Origin of the sequence: Candidatus Hecatella orcuttiae, from assembly GCF_002009985.1 — an archaeon.
Classification (GTDB): Archaea; Thermoproteota; Bathyarchaeia; order Hecatellales; family Hecatellaceae; genus Hecatella; species Hecatella orcuttiae.
The window spans coordinates 166,681-180,410 of the sequence record NZ_MTLX02000002.1 but is presented as its reverse complement, the minus strand read 5'-3'; the positions used below and the strand labels follow the sequence as shown (position 1 = coordinate 180,410).

The window sequence follows — 13,730 nt, the reverse complement described above, 5'->3', positions numbered from 1 at the left end:
AATTAATATAATATTAATGATAAATTTATATATAACTTTTCCCTTATAGATAAACGGTGAAAACTATGGTGGAAACGATATTAACCAGCAAATGGGCGAACAGGTTTATTTGGGCGGCGATAATTCAAGGCGGCATCGCCTTTGTCATTACCATGTTGATCGTGTTGCCTTTTCTGACTCCCAGCCCCTCGAGGGTGATAGCTTCAGGCAGCGCGGGAACATGGTTTTTCGTCGGCTACATTTCCTATATCATAGTCGGAGTCATCGCTGTGGCTGTAACCGCCCTTTTCTACCAGCATCTCGAAGTTCACCTGCGGAGGACCTATTCAGGTTTCAGGAACGTTCTAGCTTGGTTGCACTTCATCCTCATGAACGTGGGAGCCGCGGGAGCTACATGGCTGCTCATGGTGGCAGGCTACATAGGTGGAACGGCTTTGCTGCCCACGGCGGTAGGCGGCGGGGGATTAAGCCCCGGGGAGGTTCATCAACTCATCGGCGGATACGTTGAACCCATAGGATACTTCATCATCCTAGGCGGGCTAGGCGTCCTGCTGGGTGGAATAGGCTACATCATAGGCTACATCCAAAAACCCTAACTTCCCCTCTATTTTCAGGAAACCTCTGCAAAAGGCAAAAAGGGGCAAAAGCCCCCGGTTTTCACAGCGAAACATGCCTTAAAAGAGCGTTGACGCTGCACCGGGGAAGGGGCGGCTTAAAATCTCAGCTGGGGCAGCTTGAAAAGCTGTAGCAAATGTGGCATATAGTGCGGTTTTTTGAGGAAGAGGATGCACCGCTTCAATATGCCTAGTGTGCTATCCTCCTACTTTTGCATACTGTTTTTCGGGGTTTCATGAAAGCTTAATTTAGAGTTCTCTTCTACAAGACTCGTAAAGGGGCCGGTAGTTCAGCCTGGCATGAACGACGCCTTCGCAAGGCGGAGGTCCCGGGTTCAAATCCCGGCCGGTCCACCATCCTTCTGAAGATGCTCGCTTTTCCGCGGAAGTTCAGGTAGGTTTCATTTCTGAAAACGCTGGGACTTCCTTAGGTTTCGGTGAAGGGCGTCGGCCTCCATTCAGCGGCCTTTTTCATGCTGTTCTCCCTCCCCACAGGGCAGGAGTCGTGGCATATGGTGCACTCGAAGAGGCCTCGAGGGCTCAGTATCTTGAAGTAAGCCTTGGCCTCGGGAGAAGGTTTGTCGAACAGCTCTTGGGGGATGATGCACCTGTTCATGTCCACCTTCTTTCCCGGCTCGACTCCCTGAGAATACCCCGGTATTATAGCCTGCACCGGGCATGTTTTTATGCAGATTTCGCAGTCCTTGCACAGGTCGCCTTCTCCCCCGGGGACGAACCTCCAAGGCTCGTCCGGCTCCAGCTCAGCGTCCGTGAGGATGCCCACCCAGCGCTGCCGCGGCCCGTATTGGGGGGTTAGCACCAGCGTCATTTTACCGATGAAGCCCAAACCCGCCAGGGCGGCTGCGGCCTTGAGGTGGATTCCCTGGCTGGGAATCGCCTTGTATCCCCTGTCCCAGAGAAACTTGCACACCCTCCACGCTCTGGCCTCCACTATCTCGTAGTACATGTTGTAATATACGGCTCCCTCCACGATGTCGAAGGGAATTTTATCCGGTGGTATGGCTGAAGCTACCACCGTGTTCATGGCTATATCCCAAGCATGGAAGCCGAGTACCGCGACGGACTTTACTTCAGGCATAACCTCGGAGGGTTTCGAAAGCCCCCTGTGAGGGGGGAAGGGCACTTTCTCCAGTTCCTCTAATTTCGGCACACCGAAGAAGCTGAACTCTTGGTTAAAAGCCTCTTTTCTCAGTTCTTCCTTTAAATTTCCTCCCATACAAGTTATTAAAGAAAAAAGGCTATTTAAATTCTTCAATGGCATGGAGCTTAAATTTTTCAGCGAAATCCAACCTTGGGGAGAGAGGGTATTCGAGGGTTAGGCTGAATCGCCTGCGGGTATGGGCTTAAATTTGTAGAGAGGTCTTTCCCTCCAGTTTTCGTCGGGTATGTCAAGGTTTCTCTTTTCTTCTAGAACCATCTGGACTTTCATCCCAATCTCAGGCCGGTCCGTTTCAACGATGGACATCACCATAGGGCCTTCCTCCAGCTTGATGATGGACACGCAGAAGGGAAGCTTGCCTGTGAACGAGGGAGGGGCGATGTTTGAAACCGTGTAGGCATATATTTCGCCCCTACCGCTGAGCTCAACCCATTCCATCTCCCACCCGTTACAGGTGGGGCAGGAGGGCTGAGGAGGGAACACCACGGCCCCGCATCTGCATTTCAAAGCGAAAAGTTTTTTCTCCCCTTTCAACTTATCCCAAAACTCTGATACCGCCCCCATGGTTCTAGCCTCCCTTGACGCTGAAGATGTGAACCGTCACCACCCCCCCTGTTCCTCCCACGTTGTGGGTCAGCCCTATCTCCGCGCCGGGGACCTGTCTGCTTCCGCTTTCCCCCCTCAACTGTTCGAATATTTCCACCATCTGAGCGACCCCCGTGGCGCCGATGGGGTGGCCCTTGCCCAGGAGGCCTCCGCTCACGTTGACAGGTATCTTCCCCCCTATCTCCGTTGAGCCTTCTTCCACAGCCTTTCCCCCTTCGCCCTTCTTGAAGAACCCCAAATCTTCCACAGCCAGAATTTCCGCTATGGTGAAGCAGTCGTGAACTTCCGCCACATCCACATCCCCGGCTTCCACTCCGGCCATGCGGTAGGCTGTTTCGGCAGCCTGCTTGGTGCTGGGTATCGACGTAAGGCTGGGCCTGTCATGGAGGGAAAGCGAAGCCCTCGCCTGGCCGCTCCCCAGCACATACACCGGCGTGTCTGTATACTTTTTCGCTTCCTCAGCCCTAGCTATCACCAAGGCGGCGGCGCCGTCGGAGATGGGGCAGCAGTCCAGAAGGCGGAGGGGCCAGCTTACCATCTTGGAGCTGAGAACCTGCTCTAAGGTAACCTCTCCATACTGGGCTTTGGGATTCTTCGCAGAGTATCGATGGTTTTTAACCGACACAGCGGCCAGCTGCTCGGGGGTTGTGCCGTACTTGTGCATATGCCTAGAAGCTAGGAGGGCGTAGCTGCTGGGGAAAGTTATCCCGAAAGGCTGCTCCCAGAGGCGGTCGGAGGCGTAGGCTATTGTTTTGACGCATTCCCGGGTGGGACGCTGGGTCATGACTTCAACCCCGGTTACCAGCACTAGGCGGTGGAGACCGGACATCACTGCCATCGCAGCCTGCCGGAAAGCTACGCTGCCGGTTGCGCATGCATCCTCCACTCGGCTCACCGGTATGTTGTTCAGCCCTAAGGAGTCCGCCAGCATCGGTGCGGGGAAAAGCTGGTTTAGAAACAAGTCAGGGGTCCATGTTCCCACGTACATGGCGTCTATGTCCTTGGCTGATATGCTTGTATCCTCTAAGGTAAGCCTAACCGCTTCCGCGTGGATTTCCCTCATCTCTCCCTTCAATTTACCGAACTGGGTCATGCCGGCTCCTACTATTGCGACTTGAGCTTTCAATAGCTCTCAACTCCAGTGTGTTTCATCATAAATCTTCTCATGATCCTATTAACCTTACCCACAATCGCTCTCCAATCATTCTCGTTCGCGGCACTTCCACCGGAAATGTTTTCCTCATCTAAAGCCTATCCCTATCGGCGGCTCCATAAACTTAATTTTTAGGCTTCTTCATGAAGTATGGAGATGAGAGGAACCCGGGAGAGAGATCCGTGGATATTGAAGAAAAGCTGATGCTTGTGGAAAAGGACCTCGAGGAAATCGTCACCCGCAGCGAACTCCGCCAGTTGCTGGAGGCTGAAAAGCATCCCAAAGCCTACTGGGGGTTCGAGCCTTCCGGACAGCGGCGGCTGCGACAGCCCCGCCCGGATTAATGCATTTGGGCACAGGCTTCCTCTGCGGGGCGAAGATAGCGGACATGGTGGAGGCCGGCTTCGACTTCACCATCTTCCTAGCCGACTGGCATGCTTGGATCAACAACAAACTCGGAGGGGTCATGGAGAACATCCGCCTCTGCGGCGCCTACTTGAAAGAAGGATTCGCAGCCTTGGGGCTAACTCCCAGCCGGGTTAGGTTCCTCTGGGCTTCAGAGCTGGTGGCTAGGGAACGCTACTGGGAGAACGTTCTCCGCGTAGCCAAGAAAGCCACTCTTTCTAGGGTGATCCGCTGTCTTCCCATCATGGGCAGAGCGTTGAACCCTGCGGACGTGGACGCGGCTTCTTTGATCTATCCTTCCATGCAGGTGGCTGACATCTTCGAGCTAGGTGTGGACTGCGCCTGCGCTGGACTGGACCAGCGGAAAGCCCACATGCTGGCGAGGGATGTGGCTGAGAAGCTGCACTTGAAAAAGCCTGTGTGCCTTCACACCCATCTGCTTCCCAGCTTAGCCGGGCCCTCCAGCAGAATGGGCGGCGTGTACGATGAGGATGAGGCGTTAAACCTCCAGATCAGCTCCAAGATGTCGAAAAGCATCCCCAGAAGCTGCATCTACATCCACGACTCCCCGGAGGACATAAGGGCCAAGCTCATGGAAGCCTACTGCCCCCCCAAGCAGGCTGCCGGTAACCCTGTCATGGAAATAGCCCGGTATGTGGTCTTTGCCAAGCAGAAGGTTCTTCGCCTAGAAAGGAAGGAAAAATTCGGAGGCCCCGTGGACGTGGAAGGCTACCCTCAGCTGGAGGCCCTCTACGCCGCGGGAAAGATTCACCCCCTTGACCTCAAGAACGGGGTTGCAGAAGCCCTCATCAAAATCCTAGAGCCTGTCAGAAGACATTTTAAAGGAAAGGAGGACCTCCTTCAAAGAATGGTGGAGTTGGAGAAAGCCTTCAGATAACAGCAAGGGGAGGGACTATCCTCCCACCCGTCCGCCTAGGTTGGTTCTCTTGGACAGGAAAAACAGTGGAAAAAGGCCTTTAAGCAGCTCCCTTCAGGAAAAAGCCGAAAAATTAGCCGTCTTAGTGGAGAAAATAGTGGATAAAAGCCGGGAGGGAGCCGTCATCGTGGTTGAGGGCTCCAAGGACGTCCATGCCCTCCGAAGTTTGGGGGTGAAGGGGGAGATCTTCTCCGTGAAAACCCGGAGGATCCCCCTCTACGACGTGTTCCATGAACTTTTGAAGATGGAAAGGGAGCTCATCATCCTCACCGACTTCGACAGGAGAGGCACTCAGCTGGCTGGGAAAATGACCCACTACCTTGAACATCACGGTAAAGCCCCCAACCTCACCTTTTGGCTGAAGCTGAAAGGCCTCCTTTCAGGGGATGTCAAGGACGTAGAAGGTCTGGCTGCCTACGTTGAAAACATTAAAAGGGCGACTGTAAATATATAGTAAGAATTTAGGAGGTTGAATGTTTCATGGTTATAAAAGTTGGAGTTAACGGATTCGGAACCATAGGGCGGAGGGTAGCCGACGCCGTAGCCCTCCAGCCGGATATGAAACTCGTCGGCGTTGCCAAAACCAAACCCGACTACAAAGCCCAGCTGGCCTTGAAGAAAGGCTACCCGCTCTATGCCTCGGGTGAGGCGGGGGTGGGCGAGTTTGAAAAAGCCGGCCTCAAGGTGGAAGGCACGGTGGAGGACCTTCTGAAGACAGTGGACATCATCGTAGACGCGACACCTGGAGGAGTTGGCGAGAAAAACAAGCCTGCCTACGAGAAGGCGAGGGTGAAGGCTGTCTTTGAAGGAGGGGAGAAAGCCCGGGTGGCCGCTGTCTCCTTTGTAGCTCAATGCAACTACGACAAAGCCTACGGAGCTGACACCATCAGGGTTGTATCCTGCAACACCACAGGACTCTGCAGAACCCTCCATACTCTGGACAGTGTTTTCGGAGTTAAGAAAGCCAGGGCAACCCTCATACGGAGAGCCGCTGACCCTGAGGACATAAAAAGGGGGCCCATAGACGCCATCGTCCCCGACCCCACAACCCTGCCTTCCCACCACGGCCCTGACGTGAACACGGTTCTGCCCACCTTGCCCATCACCACAGTCGCCTTGAAAGTGCCCAACACCTACATGCATGTTCACTCTGTTTCCGCAGACCTCCGTCAGCCGGTCAAAAGTGAAGACGTGATCGAAGCCTTTCAAAGGGCTCCCCGCGTTCTCCTCGTAGGCAAGGACGAGGGTCTCATATCCACCGCCCACCTCTTCGATTTCGCCAGAGACCTAGGCCGGCCTAGGCAGGACATCTATGAAATCTGCGTTTGGAGAGAGTCTGTAATGGTGGTCGACGGCGAAGTTCACTATCTTCAAGCCGTCCACCAAGAGGCCGACGTAATACCGGAGAACATCGACGCCATCAGAGCGGCTTTGAAGTCGGCGGATGTGGAAAAATCGATGAAGACAACCGACTCGACCTTAAAAATGCTGAAATAGACTTTTTCCTTGGTCTACGCGATGCGGGTGGAAAACCAGCCTAATAGGGATAGGAGATGAATGTTTATGACCAGTCAGTCAGCCGCACCCACAGCAAAATACGTCATCACCGCGAGGTTTGAAGTCAACGGCCTTGTGGAGAAACCTGACGTCATAGGAGCTCTATTCGGCCAAACAGAGGGGCTTTTCGGCCCTGAGCTGGACCTTCGGGAGCTTCAGAAAAACAATCGAATTGGAAGGATTGAAGTGGAGATGAAGACCGAGCACAACAAAACCCACGGCGTGATCACCGTGAGCTCCAGCCTCAGCATGGCCTCCACCTCCCTCTTGGCAGCTGTGATTGAAAGCGTGGACAGGATCGGCCCCCGGGAAGCTAAAGTTTGGATTGAGAAAATCGAGGACGTCAGGGAGCTCAAAAGGAAGCGGATCATAAAAAGGGCCAAAGACCTGCTGAAAAAATGGGCCTTTGAAGCCATGCCTGAAACCGAGGAACTGATGAAGGAAATAGGCGAAGCCATGAAGCCTTCGGAGATCACAACCTACGGGCCTGAGCAGCTGCCCGCGGGGCCTGACATCGACAAGTCTCCGTCCATCATCCTCGTGGAGGGAAGAGCCGACGTCCACAATCTCCTGAGATGCGGAATAAAGAACGTTGTAGCCATTCAGGGTGCAAGAGTTTCGGAAACCATCCTCAAGCTCGGCCGCGAAAAGGAAATCACCCTCTTCCTCGACGGGGATAGGGCTGGAGACCTCATCCTCCGCGAGCTTTTGGAAACCATCCACGTCAAATACGTGGCCAGAGCCCCCCCGGGAAAGGAGGTGGAAGAGCTTACCTGCAGAGATATCTTGGCCGCCTTGAAGGAGAAGGTTCCGGCTTCAGAGGTTAGATTGAAGCACGCTCGGGTTTCCGTTTCCCCGAAGCTCATCGAGGCCATCAACAACCTCAAAGGCACGCTGGAGGCAAGTCTTTTCAACGGAAACTTGGAGGTCGTAGCTCAGATGCCCGTCAGCGAACTGGCGGAGAGGCTTCCTCAAACCGACGGCGTGACCACGGTGGTCTTCGACGGCATCATAACCCAGCGACTGGTCGACGTGGCTGCTGAGAAGGGAGTAACCTGCCTCATAGGGGACCGAATTTCGGAGTTGGTTAAGAAGCCCAGCCATGTGAGGCTGCTTACCTTCGACGAAGTGGCCCCTGAAAGCCCAGCTGGCCCTAGGAAAGAGTAAGTTTAAAATGGCCGGTGGAGACACCGTTAGAAGGTTTTCTTTCCTCCCCCTTTTATTCATCTCCTTTCTCCTCGTCTCCCCAGGGCTTCCTTTTTCCCCGCCTCACGGCTATCTGTCCGCATCCACCCCTGAGACTACTGCTGGGAAAAGCAGCCCTGCCTCAGAGGCTTCAAAGCCTGAGCTGGAGGAGTTGGTGGAGAAGGTTATGAGCCGGGTTGAGGACATCAGAGAACTTGAGTTTAAACAGGCGCTCCCCTTGAAGACCATCGACCGGGCGCAGTTGGCTGAAGAGTATTTGGGCAACTTTTCAGCCGGAGAAGACCTAGAGCTGGCTCACCAAGAGTTGGTGGCCCTCTACATCTTGGACGAGACAGCGGACGCGGGGGAAATCTACCATTCCTTCTACACTTCAGCCGTCCTAGGCTTCTACGATGTGGAAAAAGACGAAATAGTCATCGTGGACTCAGGGGCAGAGGTTGGGGAGGCGCTGTTAGCCCACGAACTAACCCACGGCCTGGTCGACCAGTATTTCCCTGAGATTTTTGAGCTTCAATTCAACCTCACCGACGACAACCTAGCCCTCAGCGCCCTCATCGAGGGTGATGCGGAATACGTGGAAGCAGAGTATGGAAGAAGATGCGAGGAAGGCCTCTACGGCGAGTGCCGCCTCTACGTTGGCGGGTCCAGTGGAGGAGGAAGCGCGGGGGTGCCTTGGGGTTTCATCCTCATCCAAATCTTCCCCTACTGGGAAGGAATAAACTTCGTCGCAGCCCTCCTAGAGGAGGGAGGTTGGGAGGCGGTTAACCGGGCCTATGAGAGGCCTCCCTCCTCCACTGAGCAGGTGATCCATCCGGAAAAGTTCTCAGCCGGGGAGGAGCCTCTTCCAGTAGGCGGCTTGGGTGAGGGTTATGGGGAGTGGGTTCTGCTGGGGGAAGACGAGCTGGGGGAAGCGGTTATCTTCGTCATGTTCTGGAACGTTGGATTGGTGAGGCTGGGTGAGAAAGGAGGCAGCGTAACCTATTCTTCAAAATACTCTGAAGGTTGGGGTGGAGACTGGATGGCGGTCTACAAGAAAGGCGACCGCTACGGCTATGTTTGGAAACTCCTCTGGGACACGGAGGAGGACGCCGTAGAGTTCCAGGCAGGCTACCGGACGATGCTGAGCTTGATGGAAGCCTCAGAACTGTCCGAGGGTTTATGGCGGGTGGAGGGAGGAGACTATGTTAAAATTTTCCGGGAGGGTTCAGCGGTTACCATAGTCAACGCTCCCAGCTTCGGGGAGCTTAAGGAAATTTACAGAGCAGCGGGAATCCCGCATGCGGAGACGTTAGGTTTCACGTCCTCCACCGCCCAAGGCATTCCGGCAGCCTACGGAAAGACGGGCGGCGAGGTGGTCCTCTCCCTAGAATTGAAGAATCTAGCCCCAGGAGGTCTGCCGTTAACCTACATCGTTCAGGTTAAAGATGCTCGGGGAAGAGTTGTGCACCTCAACTCGGTTGCAGGGTTTCTGCCCCCGGGAGAAACCGGCGTCTTCACAGCCTCATGGACCCCTGAGAAGCCGGGAACCTACACTGTCCAAGCCTTCGTCTGGTCAAGCTGGGATGACCCCTATCCTCTGGGGGAGAAAAAAGAACTAACCTTCATGGTGTGGAATTAGCGGTGTCAATCCCTGCTCAGAGGCGCTGCGGGAAGCCGTGGCCTTCGCCCGTTCGAATAGGGCTGCCTTCCAACATGTTTCTCAGAGAAAGACTGGAGGAATCCCTCCGCCTTTTGGCAGAGGTCAAGCCTGAGTGTATGGAGCTTGTGCTGGACACTCCCCATTTCAACCCCGAAAGCCTGCGGAAGATCAGTCTTCCCCAGCTGAAGAGGACACTCAGCTCTTTCCCGGCCCTTTCTGTTCATTCCAGTTTTTACGGGCTTAACATGGGGAGCAGCCACGAAGAGCTGAGAAGGCTGACCCTGAAACTGGTGAAGAAATGCGCATCTATATGCGAAGGCCTCGGCTCCTCGGTGTTGACGGTGCACCCCGGATACTTCCCCGTCCCGGAGATGGAGGCCAGCATGAAAAGGGCTGAGGCCCGGTTTGTGGAAGACCTGAAGAAATGCTGCCGCTACACTGGAGATAGAGGTGTAACCCTATGCTTGGAGAACCTTCACGTACGCTACTTCTTTTTCCACAGCCTACCCAACGCAGCCCATCTGGTGGAGGAGGTGGAAGAGATGAAGATAACCTTGGACATAGGCCACGCCTACCTCTTTCAGCGAAGCCTAGGGGACGACAGACCTGAGGAAACCATCTCCCAGCAGATTGAAGCCTACCTGAAAGGACTGGTGGCCCATGTTCACCTCCACGACAACGACGGCCTTCGGGACAGCCACAAGCCTCCGGGGCAGGGTAGCATAAACTTCCAGCCCATCATCCAAGCCTTGAAGGCAATAGGCTACAGCGGGCAGGTGATCGTGGAGCTGTGGAACCCTGAAAACCCGGAGAAAACGGGGAAAGCAACCCTAAATAAGGTGAAGAGGCTTTTCCGGTCTCCCCGAAAAACACTCACCCACAGCCCGAAAGATTATTAGTCTTATCCCCTGTCCTCTCTTCTAGAGAGACAGAAGGTGGCTTTTTTGCCTGAGGAACCTGGGTCAGAGTTTCCCCCCTCGGTTCTAACCCGAAGCCGAACGGGGAAGCTGGAGGTCCGAAGCCTAGACTCCAAGGGAAGATACATCCTCTGCAAATACTTAGATCCGAAAACCTTGAAGCCAGCCGACCGGAAAAAGAAGCTCAGCCTGATGGACGAACATGGAACCCTCCGAGAATACTTCATCATCCCCCTCAAAGGGGAGAAAAAATTTCTGATGGTGGAGGCAGAAAAGGAGGAGAAGGAAAGGAAGGTCTGGAACGAAAAAACCGGAGTCCCCGAAGACCTCTGGGAATAGGACTAAATACCTTCAAAGACATTTTTGATCCGCCTAAAACAGTCGCGGGGGTCGCCAAGCATGGTCAAAGGCGCAGGATTCAGGATCCTGTCCCGAAGGGGTTCGAGGGTTCAAATCCCTCCCCCCGCACTTTCGAAGAATCCCAAACCCTCAGCCCTGATGGCTTATCAACAACCAGAGTAATCTTCTCTCCCTTTCCCCGAGAAAATGGCGCCCTTTTAGATTTTCACGTTGCAAAGGCTCTTGCCGCTTAGGCAAAGAGCGCAGTCAGGTGGGACATCTTCATCTAGGCTTTTATGTAGCCCGCATACCATTTTTTTCGAACGGATGAGCGTGCAAGCTCGGCAGAGCTCTCTCATCAGCTCAGAGCTACTGAGATTTCTCCTCTTCAGCCTCCCGGCTATGCTGTCTAGGAGGACTTGGACCTCCCGGTCGCGTTGGATCCTCAGCCGAACGCCTCTTTTTCCAGTGAGATACTGGCTTACCGCCGATTGTCTTATTCGCAGTAGCCTAGATATGTCCTCCTGCTTCAGACGGTATTTCTCCCTCAGTCTTCCCGTGAGAGCTGCCCTTATGGTAGGGATGACGTATCTCATGGAAAGTTCGCAGACGGGAATCATGTTTTTCCCACCGTTTTAACCGGCTGGGGTTGATCAACATCACTATTGTTATGGTTTTGCTATATAATTCTTGGCTTTTTTTCGAAAGGATTGTTGGATGTTGCTGTTATGAATTGGGTGTAAATCTGTCTATATACATCGTAAATTATTTATATCACAATTGTTATAAATCTCCCACCGTAAAAAGACCTGCAGTCAGTCTATGTCGGGAGGTTCCCTTGTTGAAACGCCAGCTTCTCGCCGGAGCATGGTTCACTCTACTCATCGTTTTCGCCGCCTTATTCTACGCGCCTTCGGCTTCAGGAGGGGAAGTAGTAACCGTTCACATCACCGCCCGCCAGTTTGCCTACGAGCCCGGTAGGGTGGTGGTAAACCAGGGCGACACGGTGGTCTTTGTGCTTGAAACCGTGGATGTGACTCACGGTTTCTACATCGACGGCTACGATGTGGATGTGCGGATAATTCCGGGGGAGACTCAGACTGTGACTGTTGTGGCTGATACCCCTGGAAAGTTCAAGATCAGGTGCAGCGAAACTTGCGGGGCCCTCCACCCTTTCATGGTAGGTGAGTTCATAGTGTTGCGCAGCGGAGTGAACATCGCCTTCCTAGGAGCGGCCTTCGGCTTGGTGGGGGTTGTTCTAGCTGCGACGGCCTACGTTTGGCGTAGGGGCGACTGAGATTGGCGGCAACTCGGTGGCATGTTAGAGATTTCTTCTCCAGCCTCATCCTCCACAGAGGCAAGTTTGACCTTCTCCAAATAGGCATCATCAACAGGCTGCTGAAGCACAGAGCCTTCCAGTACGCTGCCATGATGGTTAACCTTTTCGTTTTCTGGGTTATCATCCTTTCAGGATTCTTCGGTTCCCCCGTGGGGAACAGGAACATCTCCATCGTCTTCGTCTGGATCCTCTGGTGGTTCGCCCTCATCGTCCTCATGGTTCCCCTCCTCTCCCGGATCTGGTGCACCATGTGCCCCCTCCCCGCCTTCGGAGAGTGGCTGGAAAGACGGGCGCTGGTGAAAAAGCGTAGCGCGTTCAAGTACCTAAGCCTCAGGAAGCCTTGGCCTTCCAAGTTGAACAACATCTGGCTTCAGAACCTAGGCTTCCTAGCCATCGCCACCTTCAGCGCCCTCTTGGTAACCAGGCCAGTTGTGACAGCCATAGTGTTGCTAATTCTTTTTGTAGTACCCGTTTTTCTGGTGTTGATATATTCGAGGAGGGTTTTCTGTAGGTTCATCTGCCCTGTGGGCGGCTTCTTGGGGTTGTTTTCCATGTTCTCCGCCTTAGAGCTGAGGCCTAAGGACAAAACCCTCTGCCGCAACCACATGACCAAGGAATGCGTGAGGGGAAACGACAACGGCTACGGATGTCCTTGGATAATCTACCCAGGAGGCTTGGAGAGGAACAACTACTGCGGCCTCTGCTTCGAATGCATCAAGACCTGCCCCTACAACAACCTAGCCCTCAACCTACGCTCGTTTGGAGGGGATATTCTGGCGAAAACGGGCAGAGCCTTAGATGAGGCTTGGAAATCTTTCATCATGCTGACGTTGGCTGGGCTCTACATCCTGGTAATGCAAGGTCCTTGGGGTGTGTTGAAAGACTGGTCCAATGTTTTCTGGGCACCCCCCTACGGTTGGGCGCTGACAGGCGTCGGAGGGTTCCTTCCCTACGTGGGAATCTTTTGGGGCCTATCGTTGGCGGTCACACCCTCCGTTTTCTTCCTGTTTACAGGCGCTTCTAAGCTGGCTTCCGGGGTCAGGTCTGTGCCCCTTAAAAAGCTGTTCATAGACTTCTCCTACGAGCTGATTCCCCTAGCCCTCATGGCTTGGATAGCCTTCAGCATCCCCCTTCTGCTGGTCAACTGGTCCTATATAGTCAACGCCCTCCTAGACCCGGTTGGTTTGGGTTGGAATGTTTTCAGCGGTCTCTATGTTCCTTGGACCCCCTTGATTCCCGCGGTTATTCCCTACCTGCAAAGCATAGTCTTAGCCGTGGGTCTTGCCTACTCCATAAAATACTCCTACCGCCTCGCCAAGCAGAACTTTCCAGAAGGCAAGGCAGCGTTGAAGGCCTTTCTCCCTCAAGTAGTATTTCTGACCTTCGTCAGCATGATCTTCCTATGGCTTTTCATGGGGTGAAAAAACGGTGAACCAGACAGAATGGGCAGCCTTAGCACTTCTCGTAGCCGTTTTGCTGGTGCCCTCTGCGTCGATCTACGGCTATGACCTCTGGCTTGATGCCCAAAAATTGGATGAAGAGGTTCAAGTCGTCTGGATTACAGGCTGGGCGGCGGAAAACGGCGGCTGGTCTCCGAGTGAGATAACCCTCCGGAAAGGTGTGCCGGCGAAGCTGATCATCACAAGCGCCGACGTAACCCACGGATTTCATGTTCCAGATTTAGGGTTAGACAGCGGGCCCATTGCCCCCGGGCATAAGGCAGTCATAGAATTTGTCCCAGAGGAAACAGGCACTTTCACCTTCCGTTGCAGTGTCTTCTGCAGCGAAGGCCATCAGTCCATGGTGGGGAAAATAACTGTCGTGGAGTAGGTGAAGGG

General features: G+C 54.0%; 16 protein-coding genes and 2 tRNA genes. 14 read left to right on the top strand and 4 right to left on the bottom strand.

The window, feature by feature from the left end; genetic code table 11:
* Positions 1 to 65 precede the first annotated feature (65 nt).
* Both BWM17_RS01075 and BWM17_RS01070 read left to right on the top strand, forming a co-directional pair.
* Positions 66 to 596, top strand: a complete 531-nt coding sequence (locus BWM17_RS01075) for a hypothetical protein (protein WP_309492032.1) — start codon at positions 66 to 68, stop codon at positions 594 to 596.
* Positions 597 to 893: 297 nt separating this feature from the next.
* Positions 894 to 971: transfer RNA gene (locus tag BWM17_RS01070), tRNA-Ala, on the top strand.
* A gap of 70 nt (positions 972 to 1,041) precedes the next feature.
* On the opposite strand, the gene BWM17_RS01065 is transcribed toward BWM17_RS01070, so the two are convergent.
* The 3 genes from BWM17_RS01065 to BWM17_RS01055 all read right to left on the bottom strand — a co-directional run bounded on the left by BWM17_RS01065 (position 1,042) and on the right by BWM17_RS01055 (position 3,526).
* Positions 1,042 to 1,851 carry a 4Fe-4S double cluster binding domain-containing protein gene (locus tag BWM17_RS01065; protein WP_309492031.1) on the bottom strand — a complete coding sequence of 270 codons (810 nt, stop codon included), beginning with the start codon at positions 1,849 to 1,851 and terminating at the stop codon, positions 1,042 to 1,044.
* A gap of 99 nt (positions 1,852 to 1,950) precedes the next feature.
* Complete coding sequence (locus BWM17_RS01060; RefSeq protein WP_309492030.1) at positions 1,951 to 2,358, bottom strand: Zn-ribbon domain-containing OB-fold protein; 408 nt, start codon at positions 2,356 to 2,358, stop codon at positions 1,951 to 1,953.
* 4 nt (positions 2,359 to 2,362) lie between these two features.
* A complete protein-coding gene (locus tag BWM17_RS01055) occupies positions 2,363 to 3,526 on the bottom strand; it encodes a thiolase domain-containing protein (protein ID WP_309492029.1) in 1,164 nt (387 codons plus the stop codon).
* 170 nt (positions 3,527 to 3,696) lie between these two features.
* On the opposite strand from BWM17_RS01055, the gene BWM17_RS01050 reads away from it, so the two are divergent.
* From BWM17_RS01050 to BWM17_RS01010, 9 genes are all read left to right on the top strand, one after another.
* Positions 3,697 to 3,897 (top strand): hypothetical protein, encoded by a 201-nt coding sequence (locus BWM17_RS01050; protein WP_309492028.1) that lies wholly within the window; start codon positions 3,697 to 3,699, stop codon positions 3,895 to 3,897.
* 5 nt (positions 3,898 to 3,902) lie between these two features.
* Entirely contained in the window at positions 3,903 to 4,856 is a 954-nt protein-coding gene (locus BWM17_RS01045) for a tyrosine--tRNA ligase (RefSeq protein ID WP_309492027.1), read from the top strand.
* A 49-nt stretch (positions 4,857 to 4,905) separates the two neighbouring features.
* Positions 4,906 to 5,349, top strand: coding sequence for a toprim domain-containing protein (locus tag BWM17_RS01040; RefSeq protein ID WP_309492026.1), 444 nt, complete (start codon positions 4,906 to 4,908; stop codon positions 5,347 to 5,349).
* A gap of 26 nt (positions 5,350 to 5,375) precedes the next feature.
* The gene (locus BWM17_RS01035; RefSeq protein WP_309492025.1) at positions 5,376 to 6,392 is read left to right on the top strand and encodes a type II glyceraldehyde-3-phosphate dehydrogenase; all 1,017 of its coding nucleotides are present in this window, start codon (positions 5,376 to 5,378) and stop codon (positions 6,390 to 6,392) included.
* A 66-nt stretch (positions 6,393 to 6,458) separates the two neighbouring features.
* Complete coding sequence (dnaG, locus tag BWM17_RS01030) at positions 6,459 to 7,619, top strand: DNA primase DnaG (RefSeq protein WP_309492024.1); 1,161 nt, start codon at positions 6,459 to 6,461, stop codon at positions 7,617 to 7,619.
* A gap of 7 nt (positions 7,620 to 7,626) precedes the next feature.
* Positions 7,627 to 9,276 (top strand): Hvo_1808 family surface protein, encoded by a 1,650-nt coding sequence (locus BWM17_RS01025; protein ID WP_309492023.1) that lies wholly within the window; start codon positions 7,627 to 7,629, stop codon positions 9,274 to 9,276.
* Positions 9,277 to 9,278: 2 nt separating this feature from the next.
* Entirely contained in the window at positions 9,279 to 10,196 is a 918-nt protein-coding gene (locus BWM17_RS01020) for a sugar phosphate isomerase/epimerase family protein (protein ID WP_309492022.1), read from the top strand.
* A gap of 45 nt (positions 10,197 to 10,241) precedes the next feature.
* Positions 10,242 to 10,553, top strand: a complete 312-nt coding sequence (locus tag BWM17_RS01015) for a hypothetical protein (protein WP_309492021.1) — start codon at positions 10,242 to 10,244, stop codon at positions 10,551 to 10,553.
* 44 nt (positions 10,554 to 10,597) lie between these two features.
* Positions 10,598 to 10,682 (top strand) — tRNA-Leu (locus BWM17_RS01010).
* 89 nt (positions 10,683 to 10,771) lie between these two features.
* On the opposite strand, the gene BWM17_RS01005 is transcribed toward BWM17_RS01010, so the two are convergent.
* Positions 10,772 to 11,173 (bottom strand): hypothetical protein, encoded by a 402-nt coding sequence (locus BWM17_RS01005; RefSeq protein WP_309492020.1) that lies wholly within the window; start codon positions 11,171 to 11,173, stop codon positions 10,772 to 10,774.
* A gap of 221 nt (positions 11,174 to 11,394) precedes the next feature.
* Between BWM17_RS01005 and BWM17_RS01000 the strand changes: the two genes are divergently transcribed.
* The 3 genes from BWM17_RS01000 to BWM17_RS00990 are packed head-to-tail and all read left to right on the top strand — an operon-like array spanning position 11,395 to position 13,722.
* Positions 11,395 to 11,850: a cupredoxin domain-containing protein gene (locus BWM17_RS01000; RefSeq protein WP_309492019.1), complete on the top strand. Its 456-nt coding sequence runs from the start codon at positions 11,395 to 11,397 to the stop codon at positions 11,848 to 11,850.
* Positions 11,851 to 11,852: 2 nt separating this feature from the next.
* Positions 11,853 to 13,313, top strand: a complete 1,461-nt coding sequence (locus BWM17_RS00995; RefSeq protein ID WP_309492018.1) for a 4Fe-4S binding protein — start codon at positions 11,853 to 11,855, stop codon at positions 13,311 to 13,313.
* Between the two features lie 7 nt (positions 13,314 to 13,320).
* Positions 13,321 to 13,722 (top strand): cupredoxin domain-containing protein, encoded by a 402-nt coding sequence (locus BWM17_RS00990; protein WP_309492017.1) that lies wholly within the window; start codon positions 13,321 to 13,323, stop codon positions 13,720 to 13,722.
* Positions 13,723 to 13,730 lie beyond the last annotated feature (8 nt).

Bases quoted from the DNA above. Each gene is read 5' to 3' on its own strand.
- BWM17_RS01035 (WP_309492025.1), top strand. From the start codon at position 5,376: ATGGTTATAAAAGTTGGAGTTAACGGATTCGGAACCATAGGGCGGAGG.
- BWM17_RS01050 (WP_309492028.1), top strand. From the start codon at position 3,697: ATGAAGTATGGAGATGAGAGGAACCCGGGAGAGAGATCCGTGGATATT.
- BWM17_RS01060 (WP_309492030.1), bottom strand. From the start codon at position 2,358: ATGGGGGCGGTATCAGAGTTTTGGGATAAGTTGAAAGGGGAGAAAAAA.
- BWM17_RS01065 (WP_309492031.1), bottom strand. From the start codon at position 1,851: ATGGGAGGAAATTTAAAGGAAGAACTGAGAAAAGAGGCTTTTAACCAA.
- dnaG (WP_309492024.1), top strand. From the start codon at position 6,459: ATGACCAGTCAGTCAGCCGCACCCACAGCAAAATACGTCATCACCGCG.
- BWM17_RS01005 (WP_309492020.1), bottom strand. From the start codon at position 11,173: ATGATTCCCGTCTGCGAACTTTCCATGAGATACGTCATCCCTACCATA.
- BWM17_RS01025 (WP_309492023.1), top strand. From the start codon at position 7,627: ATGGCCGGTGGAGACACCGTTAGAAGGTTTTCTTTCCTCCCCCTTTTA.
- BWM17_RS01075 (WP_309492032.1), top strand. From the start codon at position 66: ATGGTGGAAACGATATTAACCAGCAAATGGGCGAACAGGTTTATTTGG.